Source organism: Mucilaginibacter angelicae, assembly GCF_042434235.1.
GTDB lineage: Bacteria > Bacteroidota > Bacteroidia > Sphingobacteriales > Sphingobacteriaceae > Mucilaginibacter > Mucilaginibacter angelicae.
The window spans coordinates 99,486-115,089 of the sequence record NZ_JBHLTS010000018.1 but is presented as its reverse complement, the minus strand read 5'-3'; the positions used below and the strand labels follow the sequence as shown (position 1 = coordinate 115,089).

Here is a 15,604-nt window from a genome sequence, read left to right as displayed (position 1 = left end):
TATTTAACTATTTGGTTTATAGAAGGACTGGTAGTTAACTTGTACCACATTATAATGGGGGGATGCGGGAACATCTCTCCATTTTTTATGGTTTAAGGTTTGATACTTATGTACTCATAGGCTTTTTCATAAAGGTTTAATGATTAATAAATTACAATTTGGTTAGTGTCAATTTTATAACGGAACGCTACCGTTTTTTGCAGGCTCAATAAAGCCTTGTCAATTGGTTCTTTTTCAAACTTGCCGGTAAAGCGCAGCTTTTTTACCTCCTCATTTTCAAAAACGATATTCACATTATAGCGGCGCTCCATTTTTTGGGCAATACTTTCAAAATCTTCGGCGTCAAAGGCCAGTTTATTTTCAAGCCATAACGCTTCCGACGGCAAAGTATCCTTTTTGGCCTGGTGAATGCGGCTCAACGCTATAAGCGGGATTTCTTCGGCCACCCTGTTTGCAGGGATATTATTTTTAACCTGCGGCTCCTGGTTGTTGATAATCGTCAGTTTTTCTGAGGGGTTGAGAATGATCTTTTTTTCGGGATTTTTTAAAACGGTAAGCTCAATTTTACCGCGGATGAGCGAAGCCTCGGATGTTTTATCATTGTTGTATGAGCGCAGGTTGAACTTAGTACCCAGCACCCTTACACTGATGGTTGGCGTAGTAACTACAAAAGGATGCTGCGGATCTTTAACTACATCAAAAAAAGCCTCGCCCACAAGGGAAACCCGCCTCTGATCGGTACCAAAATCATTACTGTAGGTAAGCTTGCTGCCCATATTGAGCCAAACACGACTGCCATCCGGCAGTTGAATTTTACTGATCCCATTTTTAGGGGCGGTTATTTCGTTGGGCTTTCCCGGCGTGATAGTTTCTTTGCGGGTAAACCAAAAAACGCCCAGCATTAAACATGCCGCGGCTAATAACGAGCCCAGTTTAATTACCCTGGCTTTTTTTCTTTTGGTTTGAATGGCGATCACCTGCGCGGCCTCCTCGGCTTCCTTTTCTTCAATGGCATCGAGTTCAGCGTCGAAGGCATCCCATTTGCTTAGCAGCTTTTCATCCTCTGCAGCTTGCTGGTCATTTTTCCAGATCTGCTCCAGCTCATCTATCGGGTACATACCGGCAGCACCCTGTTGTTGCAACAGTTGCTCAAGTTCAAGTAACTCTTCGGGCGAAGCTTCACCATTTAACTTTTTACCAATAAGTATCCAGATGTTATTAATCATTATTTACAGCTCTATATATAAAGACTGTAAATAACCAGGATACCCCAGTGGGGAGATCAAATATTTTTAGAAATTTTTTCGGGGTTAACTGCAACCGGCATTTTTTGGAGATCCTTTAAACCAAGCGCAAGGGTTTTAAGGGCATTACCCATGTGGTATTCAACCGTTTTTATGGAGATATCAAGCAAATCGGCCACTTCGCGGTATTTCAAGCCATCTTCTTTTATCAGCTTAAAAACAAGACGGCATTGGTCGGATAGTTTGCTTAACGCGGTATTGATGAGTTTAGTAAGATCTTCGCAAACCAGTTTATCTTCGCCTGTAGCACTCGAATCAGCAACATCCACATAAACATCATCAATATTTATGCTTTTAAGCTGATTTTTGGCGAGGCAGGTAAGTGATTTATTTTTAACAGATGTGTAGCAGTAGTAAGTGAAATTATTGATCTCTGCAAGCGAAGTCCGGCGCGCCCAAAGGTTCATGAAAACATCGTTGGTGATCTCTTCGGCCAGTTCATCCTGCTTTACCAGCGATTTTGCCAGGTTAAACAATTTGCCATAATAAAATAAGTACAGCCTTTTAAAGGAAGCCCTGCTGCTATTTAAAGCAATATCATTAAGCAAGTACTTAATTTCGGTATCCAACATTCCTTTATCGGTTATAATTACGTTTATCAAAAACCGGAAACGGTTTCTGTATGGTTCAAATTAATATAATTGGTAATTGGCCTTCATTAAAGCGAGGCCGTCGCTCTAATTAAAATCTAAGGTATAATATTTTATTTTAATTGTTCAAAAAACAATTAAAATATTTTTTCTGCGAAGATTTACCCGCCAGTAACATGTCGTGCTAAATTGTTTTATCGGTTTTAAAAGATCATTATAAAAATGAATCATATCAATCCAAAACAAAACGCTTCATAAAAGCAAAATCAAATCCATTTATATTAGCTGTTAAAATTGTACTTTTAATTGTCAATTAAACACCAATACACATAAGTCAGGTTTCCCCTCCGCTAAAACCCGTTTCCTGCGGATAAAGCTTATAAACCTGTACTATAAATATTTTCATATCTTAGTTCCGAATTGTATTTAAACTAATGCCCTACAAACCTGGACTTCACATTTTATCCGAATTTACATCTGGTAAACATAACCTACTGTTATCCAGTGCGGATTGCCATACATTATTTAATGAACTTATTACACGCTTCCAGCTAAATAAAGTTGGTGAAGTTTATCATGATTTTGAAGGTGGCGGCTTTACTGCCGTTGTTTGCCTTACAGAATCGCACATGTCTATCCATACCTGGCCCGAATACGGCACAGCCACTTTTGATGTGTTCCTTTCCAATTATCAGCGCGAAAATGATGATAAGGCCCGCGCCCTGTACAGCAGTGTACTCGCGTTTTTTGAAGGTACTGAATTACAGAAAAACGAAATAAAGCGATAGTATGGCTACCTTAAATCCTAAAGCATTTCCGTTTTCGGACGCTATCACCTGCCCCGGCTGCAAAAAAAGCATTACCCTTTATGACCATATAGGTTGTGAGGCAGCGGCATGTGCATCATGCTACTGCTACCTGTTATTTGGCAACGATGGCAAACCTTATGTGAAAGAGCGCCTTGTTTCGATTCAAAACAAACCTGTTTTGCCGATAGGTACCGAAGGTGTGCTCCGCAATGTGGAGTATAAAGTTATAGCTTATATAGAAAAAAAGGAAGCTGCCTACACGCAATACAAATGGCGCGAATACATGCTTTACAACTACGCCAAAGGCTATGCTTTTTTGGCCGAGTATGACGGGCACTGGTCGCTGATTGCGGGAAAAAGCTTTCACCCTGATCTTGAAAAATCAAAAAAGAGCTATGAAAACACCGCTTTATACCAGGGGCTGGAGTTTAATCTATTCAACTCTTACAGGCCGGTAATCCACTCACTCATAGGCGAGTTTGACTGGGATATCCGGGAAGAACGGATCAAAGCGCATGAATATATCAGGCCTCCATTTTTATTAACATGGGAGCAAAACATGCGTACCCAACAGGAAGACTGGTACCTTGGCGAGTATATTCAAGAGCAGGAAATTGCTGCTGCTTTTAAAATTCCCCTGGGCAACTTCCCTTCAAGAACCGGTATTGGGGCCAATGAACCATCAAAACACCGGGCACGTTGGAATGGCGCTTTAACCATAAGCGGCATTGCTATCGTAGCTTTTTTACTGGTACAGCTACTGGTTGCTTCGCAGCGGCCCGAAACCGTTTTGCTTGAGCATTCCTTTTCACTTGATATGCCACCCAGGCCTGCCGACACTGCAAAAAGAAAAAGCATTATGGTTACAGGCGATCATAAAACAACCGACAGCACCTCGGCAGCCATTGGTAGTATCCTGCAGGATAGCGCTAAAGCTATTGATTCAATTAGTCCCGACAGCGCCGGTAATTTTGAGTTTAAATCGTTCAAAACGCCAACTTTCACTATCGAAAACGGGCCGGTACCATTGGAGATCGAGCTGTCATCGCAGGTTGATAATAACTGGCTTTCAACAACTGTTGAGCTGGTGAGCGAAAAGGATAACCAAACATGGAGCCTTACCAAGGATATTGAATACTACCATGGTGTTGAGGATGGTGAAAGCTGGTCGGAAGGCGGCATCCAGGAAACGGTACTGCTTTCGGAGATCCCACCCGGTAAATATCATATCAATATGTACCCTTACTCTGGCACCAGGTTATTAAATGCCCTTAATGTTAAGGTTACCGAATCCGTTACACTATGGCGCAATATATTGGTTACTTTACTGCTGCTTTGCCTGTACCCCTTGTATTGCTGGTACCGGGCGCGCAGGTTTGAAGTTAACCGCTGGATGAACAGCGATTTTTCACCCTATCAAAAAGACGACGACGAATGAAACTCATCAAAACAAACATAGCCTATATAATTATTGCATCCCTGATAGTAGTGTATTTTACTTTTGATGCTTTTAACGGCATAGCCTTTTGGCAAAGTAATGATGTGGAACGCAATGCCGGCTATCATGGCGCGGTTGCGCATTCAGGTTATGGGGCCAGGTTTTATCATAAATAACGATCATGAATAAAAAACTCCCCGTACTGTTACTTGTTTCGGTTTTTATAATTGCCACATGCGGCCTTATCTATGAACTGATAGCCGGCACACTGGCCAGTTACCTGCTTGGTGATTCGGTTACCCAGTTCTCCACCATTATTGGTGTTTACCTGTTTTCGATGGGCTTAGGCTCATGGGTATCCAAATATTTTGATAAAAATCTGCTGGGCTGGTTTATCCGCATTGAAATACTGGTTGGCCTTGTTGGCGGCACAAGCTCATCCATCCTGTTCCTGGTGTTTGAAAGTGTAAGCTCATTCAGGATCATCCTGTACGGCCTTATCTCCATTACCGGAATCCTGGTGGGGCTGGAGATCCCGCTGTTGATGCGCATCCTGAAGGACAGGTTTGAATTTAAAGATCTTGTATCAAAGGTTTTCACGTTCGATTATATTGGCGCGCTGATAGCATCACTGGTATTCCCGCTGCTGCTTATCCCCTACCTGGGTATCGTGCGCACTGCCTATATGTTTGGCATGCTGAATGTTTTGGTAGCCCTGATCACCTGTATCAATTTCAAACATGAAATTAAAGGCGCAAGGTATCTGCAAAGCGCTTCTATTATAAGTCTGGTAGCGCTGTTAACAGGTTTTGTCTATGCCAATACCATCACTAATTTCTCCGAAAGCTTAACCTACAGCGATACCATCATCTTTTCAAAAAGTACGCCCTACCAACGCATCATCATTACCAAAAAAGGGCGAGATCTGCGGCTATTCCTCAATGGCAACCTGCAATTCAGCTCGGTTGATGAATACCGTTACCATGAGGCTTTGATCCACCCGGTATTACAGGCCCTGCCCGATGCTAAAAATGTACTGGTGATGGGTGGCGGCGATGGGCTTGCTGTACGCGAGATCCTGAAATACCCGCAGATCCAAACCGTAACGCTTGTTGATCTGGATAAGGAAATGACCAAACTGTTCCGAACCAATGAAATGCTGCTGAAACTGAATAACCGTTCATTTCTATCGCCTAAAGTAACGGTTATTAATGCCGATGCTTTTTCATGGGCCCGCGAACAGCATAAAATTTATGATGCCATTATTATTGACTTTCCCGATCCATCCAATTACTCGGTAGGCAAACTGTACACCAATACTTTTTATGGTATTGTAAAACACCTGCTTAAACCCGATGGCATTATGGTGGTACAGTCTACATCGCCCTATGTGGCGCCAAAATCATATTATACAGTTGAGAAAACACTGCAATCTGTTGGTTTACATACAGTACCATATCATAATTATGTACCTTCCTTTGGCGAATGGGGCTATATTATGGCGATGAACAAACCAGTTTATAAAGTACCTGATCATTATTTGCCGGGCCTGCGCTTCATGTCGAAACAGTGCCTTGAACAAATGCTGTATTTCCCTAAGGATATGGCCCGGGTACCTGCCCAGGTAAACAAACTGAACAACCAGATACTGGTAAAATATTTTGAGGATGAGTGGGCGACTGTTTTATAACCGCACATCAGGGGTTAAACCTTTAAGCCGGCGATCATTCCTGCTGCAGGCAGGCTTAGTTACAGGCGCTATCTTTTTGAATGGATGTATCCGCAAAATAGGCGGCGGCAAACCGGCATACGCGCATATTAAAGGTAAACTTTCGGGACCGAACGCAAAAGCCGGCCATGCCCTGCGCGATAAGCTGCCAATGCCCGTTCCTTCAACGCATCAATCAGTTAAAACGCTGATCATCGGCAGCGGGATCTCCGGATTGTCGGCAGCGCGATGGCTGCTGAAGCAGGGCGAAACCGATTTTAAGTTATTGGAACTGGAAGACCACACCGGCGGCAACGCCTATTTTGGCACAAACAGCGTTTCTTCTTACCCATTAGGTGCGCATTATATACCTATTGTAAATAATGATGATAAGCCACTGGTAGACTTTTTACTGGAGAGCGGCGTGATTACCCACTTTGATGAAAAAGGGCAGCCCTTTTACAACGAGTTTTACCTGTGCTTTGATCCCGAAGAACGACTGCTTATCAACGGCCACTGGCAGGAAGGCATAGTACCTGATTTTGGTGTTACCGATAATGACCGCAAACAGGTAATACGCTTTTTCAACCTGGTAACCCAGCTCAAAAATGCCCGCGGCAATGATGGCAAATACGCTTTTGATATCCCACTGGATAACAGCTCGGCCGATGATACTTACCGCAAGCTGGACAGGATCAGCTTTCATGATTATTTAAAGGAAAATGGTTTTAACTCGCCTTACTTATTATGGTATTTAAACTATTGCTGTAAGGATGATTATGGCACACCGGCCTTAAATGTGAGTGCATGGGCCGGTCTGCATTATTTTTCGGCCCGGAAAGGTACAGCTGCTAATGCCGACCCTAACGCGGTGATTACCTGGCCCGAAGGTAACGGCTGGCTGATGAAAAAATTAAAGGAGCCTGTTAAACATCACATCCTGACATCGCACCTGGCCTATGAGCTCCAAATGGAAAACAATGGCAAGGTAGCAGTAAAAGTCCTTGATCTTAAACAAAACACCTCTGCGGTTTTTCATGCTGATAAGGTGATCATGGCGTCGCCGCAGTACGTTAATCAAAAACTGCTTAAAAATATACCACGACCGGGCTTTGATGTAAGTAAATTACATTACTCGCCATGGCTCATAGCCAACCTTACCGTTAACGAAATACCAACGGCTGCTAAAGGCATGGTACTTTGCTGGGATAACGTGGCTTATAATACACCATCGGTAGGTTATGTAAACGCCAACCAGCAGGACATAAAACTGGTGGAAGCAAAAAAGGTGATCACTTATTATTTACCACTTTGCGACAAAGAGCCCCGGTTGGCCCGGCTTGCCGCCTATACCCGTACCTATGAGCAATGGCTGGATATTGTAGTAACCGAAATGGAGCAGATGCACCCCGGCATAACCGAACATATTGAGCAGGCCGACATGTGGCTTTGGGGCCATGGCATGATAGCGCCATCGGTAAATTATATCTGGGGCGAGAACCGCAAACAGGCAAAGGCGGCTATCAACAACCAGATCTTTTTTGCGCATACAGATTTGAGCGGCATCTCCATTTTTGAAGAGGCCTTTCACCAGGGCATCAGGGCAGCACAACAGGTTATGGAACATGGCAATGGAGCAGCTTAAAACAGGCAAACAACCCTGGGTAAAAAACGGCCTTACCGACGGGATCTTCATCCTGTCGCCACCATTTATTGCTTTGTTTATTGTAGCGCTTTTCCCTGCCCAGTTCAAAAATTCGGTACTGATGCCGGTGCAGTATTGGGTTGTGCTGATTGTAATGATTGACGTAGCCCATGTTTACAGCACCCTTTACCGGACATATTTTAATCCACCTGAGTTTAAAAAGCAACCGCATGTACTTATAGCAGTCCCCCTGTTTTGTTATATAGGCGGTGTGATGCTTTACCTGGCGGGCGGCATATTTTTTTGGAGGGTGCTGGCTTACCTGGCTGTTTACCACTTTATAAGGCAGCAATATGGTTTTCTGCGCATTTACTCGCGCCGGGAAAACCAAATACCATTGTTTAAGTACATTGATAATACCGCCATTTATATAGCCACTATATACCCCCTGCTATACTGGCATTTTGCCGGCTCCAAAAAAAACTTTAACTGGTTTGTTGACGGCGATTTTGTTTTATTTCATTTTGATGGCTTGCTTATTGCCGCCAAAATTATTTATCTGGTTACTATAGCACTGTTTGCTATAAAAGAGGCCTGGCTTTACATTAAAACACAACAGTTTAATTTACCCAAAAACCTGGTAGTGCTGGGCACTTTCCTGTCCTGGTATTTTGGGATAGTATATTATAATGGCGATATGGCTTTTACCACGCTCAACGTGGTATCGCACGGCATCCCTTACATGGCATTGGTTTGGTTTTATGAACAGAAAAAATTTACCGGCTGGAAAAGCTACCGTACCAGGTTCATGAAGCTTACCTTTAGCAGGTATGGCGTACTCTCGTTTGTTGGCCTGCTTATTTTGTTTGCTTATGTAGAAGAAGGCCTGTGGGATGGGCTCATCTGGAAAGAACACGTTTCGGTATTCAGGATTTTTGCTACGCTCCCCTCCATTAACAGCGATATGTTGCTGGCCCTAACCGTTCCGCTTTTAGCCCTGCCGCAATCAACGCATTATGTGCTTGATGGTTTTATATGGCGCATGCAGAAACAAAAACAGGCCGAGGGGCCGGTTACCACCGATATAGCAGCATAATCGGGTTACCAACAACTGTTGATCAAATACTTTTTTAATATTTTCGTATCTTTAAAAAACTAATTGATTTTTAATGCGGGATAGTGCTCACAATAAGCTTTCTGTTGTTTGGTCGGAAAAGATCCATGTATTTGAAACCGCTTTTAATGAGTACTGGAACGAGCTTTACCGCCATGCCTATCGCAAAACCCAGGCCGGAGATGTATCGAAAGACCTTGTGCAGGAAGCTTTTATGGTGCTTTGGGATAATCTCGATAACCTGGGAGCCCCACAGGAGATCCTGCCTTTTTTATATGGCACACTTCGCAATAAAACACTGCGCGAGTTTGAAAAATCTGAAATTCATTTAAGGTATACACAATCGGCCGCTGTTACTGATAGTCCTTTTGACCCCTCCTCAGAAAACCTGTTATTAAACCAGGAGCTGGAAGCGGTAATTGCCGGAGAGGTAACAAAAATGCCCGAACGCATGAAAGAGATTTACCTTTTAAAGAAAGAAGACAACTTTTCTATCCGTGAAATAGCCAAAAAGCTTGGTTTATCTGAGCAAACCGTAAAAAATCAACTCCAAAATGCCTACGGGAGGCTCCGTTTATGCCTCAAAGACTATAATTCGCCAATCACTACTGTTGGTTTCATGGTTTGTTACATACCTTTATTACTTCACCATTAATTTTTTTCAAATAAATTGTAAAATCGCATAGTACTTTTAGCTTCTTAAACGGATATGTATATATAAACAACATATTGTGGAAGAGCAAAAGTTAAAAATACTGATTTCAAGGTATAATTCGGGTGCTGCAACGCCCGAAGAACGCGTGCTTGTTGAAAATTGGTATGAATCATTAAACGGTGCCGAACTTTCTAAAAGCGATGATGAGCTTGCAGAAATTAAGCAGGACACCTATAAAATCCTGCAAACCTACATCGGCACATCTAAACCGAACCAATACCCCGCTCAAAATAACAAGGTCATTTCCCTTACCTATGTAAAATGGATGGCGGCCGCAGTGCTGCTATCCATTAGCATTACCTTTTATTATTACAGGCAGCATTCAATACAGCAAACCAGCAATACAATAGCTCAAAATGACATAGCACCGGGTGGTAACAAAGCCATCCTTACCCTGGCCAATGGCTCAAAACTTGTACTTGACGACAGCAAAAACGGTAAGCTGGCCACACAGGGTAAAACAGTTGTTCAAAAAACCGGCAGCGGAATGCTCGCCTATCTGGCATCGTCACTTAACGCAGGTTCAACCGCCTCTGAAATAACATATAACACCGTCACAACCCCGCGCGGCGGTCAATACAACGTGGTTTTGCCCGATGGCACACAAGTTTGGCTTAACGCGGCATCCTCGCTCAAATTCCCCACAGCCTTTAATGGCAAAGAACGTAATGTTGAGTTAAAAGGCGAAGCCTATTTTGAGGTGGTAAAAAACAAAGCCATGCCATTCCACGTGTCATCTTCGGGGCAGACCATAGAAGTGCTGGGTACTCATTTTGATGTAAATGCTTATAATGACGAAGCTGCTCTTAAAACAACCTTATTGGAAGGATCTGTGAAAGTTGCGAAAGGTGGTTTATCGGCTATGCTTAAGCCTGGCCAGCAATCATCCATCAGCAACAACGAAACTAATGCCCTTATCAAAGTAAGCGAAGTGGCCGATATAGATGAAATAATGGCCTGGAAAAATGGCAATTTCCATTTTAACAATACTGATATTAAAACGGTTATGCGCCAGGTTAGCCGCTGGTACGATGTAGATATTGAATATGCGGGCAAGCTTCCTGATGATGACGTGTTCACCGGAACTTTTTCGCGCAACCTTACAGCTGCCAAAGCTTTAAAAGTACTTGAATTTTCGGGTGTTAACTTTAAAATAGAAGGGAGAAAGATTATCGTAAAATAATTACTCCATAGTATACACACCAGAGCGGCGAGGCCGCCAGTGCTGCGGTAGCACAACAAAAAACCGGAGAGTGGTTGCAACACTGTCCGGCGATAGTTTGGGCCAACCTCATTTGACTTATCTGACTAAACAAACTTTACTGAAACCCAAAACCGTACAAAAGTATGCATTTTTCTGCTTCTTGTTTGCTGCGTATTACCCATACGCAACTAAAAAAATTACTATTGGTGATGAAGTTAACCACTTTGCTTATTTTAATTGGTTTCCTGCAGGTTAACGCCGCAGTTTATGGCCAGCGCATTAATTTAAATGCGAACAACATAAGCATGGAAACACTTTTCAAACAGCTTGAAAAGCAAAGTGGTTATTCATTTTTTTATAAAGCCAGCACGCTCAAAAACCTCCCCAAAATTGATGTGGAGATCAACGACGCCACCATCGATGAAGTGCTTCAGAAATGTTTTAAGAACAAGCCGCTTGATTATCTTGTAGTGGATAAAAGCGTCGTGATCAGGCGTAAGGAACTGCCGCAAATAGCGATCACCGTGTCGCAAAACAGGTTGATAAGCGGCAAGGTATTTGACGATAAAGGCAATCCCCTTCCCGGTGTTAATTTAAAACTGAAGAACGCCCAGAACGTATGGATCACCAATGAAAAAGGCGAATTTATAGCGCTGCTTATTGATCCTAAAGATGATGCCATATTGCAGGTGAGCTACGTAGGCTACGCCACGCAGGAATTCATTATAAAAGATATTAAAAGCCCGCTTATCATCACATTAAAACCCGATATCGGTAAACTGGATGAGATCCAGATCATAGCTTACGGACAAACAACCAAACGTTTCAATGTAGGCGATCAAACTACTATCACCGCCAAAGACATTGCCAAATACCCGGTTACCAATGTACTTGAAGCATTACAGGCCAGCGTTCCCGGTATGAATATAGTTAAAACAACAGGTATGCCCGGTGGTGTATACAGTGTGAAGATCAGGGGACAAAACGGTATTAATAACGGCACTGGTACCGATCCATTATATATTGTGGATGGCGTACCATACCAGGGCGGATATTACGACCTTCAAAATGGGACTTTAGGTAGTTTACCCGGTAAATCAGGTATCGGAGGAGACGCGCTTAACTTTATCAATCCACAGGATATAGAAAGTATAAATGTGCTTAAGGATGCAACTGCTACATCAATATATGGCTCGCGTGCGGCAAATGGCGTTATTTTGATCACCACTAAAAGAGGAAGACCCGGCAATGTTAAAATTGACCTGAATGTTTACCAGGGAACAAGCAAAGTTACGCGATTACCCCAATTTCTGAATACACAGCAATACCTTGAGATGCGCCATGAGGCCTATAAAAACGATGGCCCATCTTTCGCCACAGCTTATGATATTAACGGCACATGGGATACCACAAGGTATACTAACTGGGCTAAAGAACTCATAGGAGGTGCATCGCATACAACCAATGCACAGGCAACTATATCAGGAGGTAATGCAAATACACAATTCCTCATCAGTGGCAACTACAATACCCAGTCAAACCTGATGAAACTTGGCGGTTCATACCAGAATGCATCTGCCCACTTCAGCATCAACTCGGCAACGAGCGATAATAAGTTTTCAGTTTCGTTTACCGGGGGATATTTGTATAACAACAATACCATCAAAAACGTCGACTTTACCAGTTCTGTTTCCTTATCACCGGATGCACCTCCAATATACAACCCGGATGGTACGCTCAACTTTCAGAACGGCACCTTTTATAACCCCTATACCTCGACCCAGTTAATCAACAACACACCTGCAAGTAACCTGACAAGCAGCGCCATATTAAGCTACAGGCCAATTAAAGGTTTGGAGATCAAGCTAACCAGCGGTTATAACCGCCAGGAAATAAACGAGTTCCTGGGTTCGCCAACAACCTCTTACGCGCCCTTTCTAAATGTAACAACGGGATCAAGCAGGTTCACGACTGACGTTAATTCAACATGGAGCGTTGAGCCACAGATAAACTATAACCGGAGAATTAGTAAAGGTGATTTTACCGCAACCGTAGGTGCCAGCTTACAGGAACAAACTTCGGCATCAACCCAACTAACGGTAACCGGCTACACCAGTGATGCGCTTTTAAAAAGTATTTCAGCCGGAACAAAAATAACAACTACCATTCCTTACGGATATGATAAAAGCCGGTTTGCGGCATTGTTTGGGCGTGTGGGTTATATATGGGATGGAAAGTACATTCTTGACGTAAGCGGCAGATATGATGGCTCAAGTAAGTTCGGCCCTAACAGGCAATACCACTTATTTGGCGCTGTAGGTGGCGGATGGATTTTCACTAAGGAGAAATTCTTAAAAAACTTACTGTCCTTCATCGATCTTGGTAAACTTACCGCCAGCTATGGCATAACCGGTAACGACCAGATTGGTTCATATCGCTTTTTGCAAAGCTATTATTCCGTAACGGCCGCTATACCTTACCAGGGCGTGCCGGGATTAGCCGCAGGCAGTCCTGCAAATCCAAACTTGTCATGGGAAACTACAAAAAAAGCCAAGTTAGGTATCGATCTGCATTTCCTCAATGAGCGCATCGAACTTGAAGCTGATTATTACCGCAACCGTACTTCAGATGTATTGTACGGCTATCCATTAAGCATTATTACCGGTTCAACGTCTATCACATCAAACCTGCCGGCCCTTGTACAAAACAAGGGATGGGAGTTTACGCTAAATACAGTTAACGTAAGGAGCAATAACTTTTCATGGTCGAGCACCGGTTTGCTGACAGTACCACGTACGGCGCTGATCAAATATCCAAGCCTTAACACTACCTCGTTTGCCAACGCCTACATATTGGGTATGCCAACTACTATACAAAGGGTTTACCGGTTTGCCGGTGTAAACACCCAAACAGGGATATACCAGTTTTATGATAAAGATGGCAACATAACGGCCAACCCTGTTGCGGGCATTGATAATACAGCAATCATCAATACCGAGCCTAAATTTTATGGCTCGTTGCAAAACAGTTTTGCATACAATGGCTTTACGCTTGATTTTACTTTCAGGTTCATTAACCAGGTAGGTAGAAATGCTTTCGGGCAAAATGGGTTATTGCCTCCCGGCCTCGGAGCCGAAAACGTAACAACAGATATGCTGGCCCGCTGGCAAAAGCCAGGCGACGTAACCAATATCCAGCGTTTTGGTACAAGTTTCGCGCTGTTGACACCGGTTTCAAACGCCAAAAACAGTACTGCGGCCTTTGGCGATGCGTCTTATATCCGCTTCCAGAACCTATCGCTGGGCTACTCATTCAAGCAATCGGTTTTAACGAGGCTCCATTTGCAAAATCTGAGGGTTTATATACAGGGAGATAACCTGCTTACCATTTCAAAATATGGCAACCTTGATCCGGAGAACCAAAGCGCCTACCGCCTGCCGCCTTTAAGAACAATTACTGCAGGTTTACAAGTCACACTATAAAATTATAACGATCATGAAATTAACTAAAAATATATTTTCAGCTCCGGGTTTTAGAAGGTGCATGAGCTTTATCCTGATACTTTTATCCATTACAGGCTGTAAAAAGGGATTGCTTGATGTTGGCCCCCAGGTTGGCGCTGTTGATGCCCAAAACGCATATACATCAAACGGAACAGCCCAATCAATACTGGCCGGCATTTTTGATATCATGGGTGCCACCGGCTCATTTTATCATGGCCAAAACAGCATAAGCTTATTAATGGGCCTATCGGCCGATGAATTGGTAAACTATAGCAGCAGTGTTGTATACGGCCAGTTTTTCACCAATAGCCTCAGCGGCCAGGGAAATAACAGCAACTACTTTTGGTCAACCATTTATCAGCAGCTTTATAATTGCAATGCCGCCATAGCGGGCTTAACAAGTTCAACAGCGCTCACCCCGGCAGTAAAAAATCAATTATTGGGTGAAGCCAAGTTTGCAAGGGCTTACATTTATTTTTATGCGATAAACCTTTATGGTGATATGGCAATGCCTTTAACAACCGATTATCTTACAAACAATAGTCTTGCACGTACCCCTAAAGCGCAAATTTATCAGCAAATAATACAGGATTTGAAAGATGCCCAGGGCTTATTAAGCGATGCTAAATACCAGAACGGCACGGGCGGCTCAACTACCGACAGGTTAAGACCAAACAAGCAGGCAGCATTGGCTATGCTTGCCAGGGTATATCTTTATACCGGCGACTGGGCTAATGCCGAAACACAAGCCAGTTCAGTAATAAGCACCTCGATTTATGTACTTGAGCCAAACCTTAACCAGGTATTTTTGAAAGCAAGCCGCGAAACCATATGGGCGCTGCAACCTATTACAACCGGTTATAACAATGCTGATGCCTATACACTGGTGGTAACAGCATCACCGGCGAGTACAGTATTAACCCAATTGCCACTTAATCAAACATTAGTAAACGCTTTTGAAAGCGGTGATGCAAGGTTTACAAACTGGGTAGGTCAATATAATGCCGCTGCAACCGGTACCACGCCTGCTACTACTTACTATTACGCCTATAAATACAAAGCAAATACCACTTTTGGCAGCAGCGCACCGGTTACTGAATGGCCTGTTGAACTGAGACTGGCCGAGCAATACCTGATCCGCGCCGAAGCCCGTGCGCAGCAAAATAATTTAGATGGCGCTAAATCAGATCTTAACGTGATCCGTTCGCGTGCATCACTTGCAGCTGTTACAGCAAGTACCCAAACCGATGTAATAGCCGCCGTTGCACATGAACGCCAGGTTGAACTGTTTACAGAATGGGGACACCGCTGGTTTGATTTAAAACGTACCGGGAAAATTGATGCGGTAATGGGTGTGGAAACGCCTAAAAAAGGAGGCACATGGGCTGCTTACAAAGCACTTGTTCCCATACCGGCATCAGAAATACTAATCGACCATAATTTAACCCAAAACCCGGGCTACTAAGCAAAAAACTTCTTGAATTATAGCAGCATAATGGCCGTTAACCCGGTTACTGTGCTGCTATTAAAGCCACTGCTTTGCCCAATTTTTAACTACCAATCAAACAGAAAAA

12 protein-coding genes are annotated in these 15,604 nt (G+C 43.3%); 10 read left to right on the top strand and 2 right to left on the bottom strand.

Going from position 1 to position 15,604, the window contains the following annotated elements:
• Window positions 1–143: 143 nt before the first annotated feature.
• Together ACFFGT_RS06805 and ACFFGT_RS06800 are read right to left on the bottom strand one after the other, a co-directional pair.
• Window positions 144–1,226 carry a FecR family protein gene (locus ACFFGT_RS06805; RefSeq protein ID WP_377021763.1) on the bottom strand — a complete coding sequence of 361 codons (1,083 nt, stop codon included), beginning with the start codon at window positions 1,224–1,226 and terminating at the stop codon, window positions 144–146.
• A gap of 56 nt (window positions 1,227–1,282) precedes the next feature.
• Window positions 1,283–1,876, bottom strand: coding sequence for an RNA polymerase sigma-70 factor (locus ACFFGT_RS06800; protein WP_377021762.1), 594 nt, complete (start codon window positions 1,874–1,876; stop codon window positions 1,283–1,285).
• A gap of 452 nt (window positions 1,877–2,328) precedes the next feature.
• On the opposite strand from ACFFGT_RS06800, the gene ACFFGT_RS06795 reads away from it, so the two are divergent.
• The 10 genes from ACFFGT_RS06795 to ACFFGT_RS06750 all read left to right on the top strand — a co-directional run bounded on the left by ACFFGT_RS06795 (window position 2,329) and on the right by ACFFGT_RS06750 (window position 15,495).
• Window positions 2,329–2,682 carry an S-adenosylmethionine decarboxylase family protein gene (locus tag ACFFGT_RS06795; protein WP_377021761.1) on the top strand — a complete coding sequence of 118 codons (354 nt, stop codon included), beginning with the start codon at window positions 2,329–2,331 and terminating at the stop codon, window positions 2,680–2,682.
• A gap of 1 nt (window position 2,683) precedes the next feature.
• Window positions 2,684–4,141 (top strand): DUF4178 domain-containing protein, encoded by a 1,458-nt coding sequence (locus ACFFGT_RS06790; protein ID WP_377021760.1) that lies wholly within the window; start codon window positions 2,684–2,686, stop codon window positions 4,139–4,141.
• Window positions 4,138–4,317 (top strand): hypothetical protein, encoded by a 180-nt coding sequence (locus ACFFGT_RS06785; protein WP_377021759.1) that lies wholly within the window; start codon window positions 4,138–4,140, stop codon window positions 4,315–4,317. Before ACFFGT_RS06790 ends, ACFFGT_RS06785 begins: the two co-directional genes overlap by 4 nt.
• A gap of 5 nt (window positions 4,318–4,322) precedes the next feature.
• Window positions 4,323–5,831, top strand: a complete 1,509-nt coding sequence (locus ACFFGT_RS06780) for a polyamine aminopropyltransferase (RefSeq protein ID WP_377021758.1) — start codon at window positions 4,323–4,325, stop codon at window positions 5,829–5,831.
• Window positions 5,809–7,494 carry an FAD-dependent oxidoreductase gene (locus ACFFGT_RS06775; RefSeq protein WP_377021757.1) on the top strand — a complete coding sequence of 562 codons (1,686 nt, stop codon included), beginning with the start codon at window positions 5,809–5,811 and terminating at the stop codon, window positions 7,492–7,494. The genes ACFFGT_RS06780 and ACFFGT_RS06775 overlap by 23 nt, the downstream gene beginning before the upstream one ends.
• A complete protein-coding gene (locus ACFFGT_RS06770; protein WP_377021756.1) occupies window positions 7,481–8,590 on the top strand; it encodes a hypothetical protein in 1,110 nt (369 codons plus the stop codon). Before ACFFGT_RS06775 ends, ACFFGT_RS06770 begins: the two co-directional genes overlap by 14 nt.
• Window positions 8,591–8,663: 73 nt before the next feature.
• Complete coding sequence (locus tag ACFFGT_RS06765; protein WP_377021755.1) at window positions 8,664–9,263, top strand: RNA polymerase sigma factor; 600 nt, start codon at window positions 8,664–8,666, stop codon at window positions 9,261–9,263.
• Between the two features lie 76 nt (window positions 9,264–9,339).
• Window positions 9,340–10,506, top strand: coding sequence for a FecR family protein (locus ACFFGT_RS06760; RefSeq protein WP_377021754.1), 1,167 nt, complete (start codon window positions 9,340–9,342; stop codon window positions 10,504–10,506).
• A gap of 230 nt (window positions 10,507–10,736) precedes the next feature.
• Window positions 10,737–14,009, top strand: coding sequence for a SusC/RagA family TonB-linked outer membrane protein (locus ACFFGT_RS06755; protein WP_377021753.1), 3,273 nt, complete (start codon window positions 10,737–10,739; stop codon window positions 14,007–14,009).
• Window positions 14,010–14,022: 13 nt separating this feature from the next.
• Window positions 14,023–15,495 (top strand): RagB/SusD family nutrient uptake outer membrane protein, encoded by a 1,473-nt coding sequence (locus ACFFGT_RS06750; protein WP_377021752.1) that lies wholly within the window; start codon window positions 14,023–14,025, stop codon window positions 15,493–15,495.
• Window positions 15,496–15,604 lie beyond the last annotated feature (109 nt).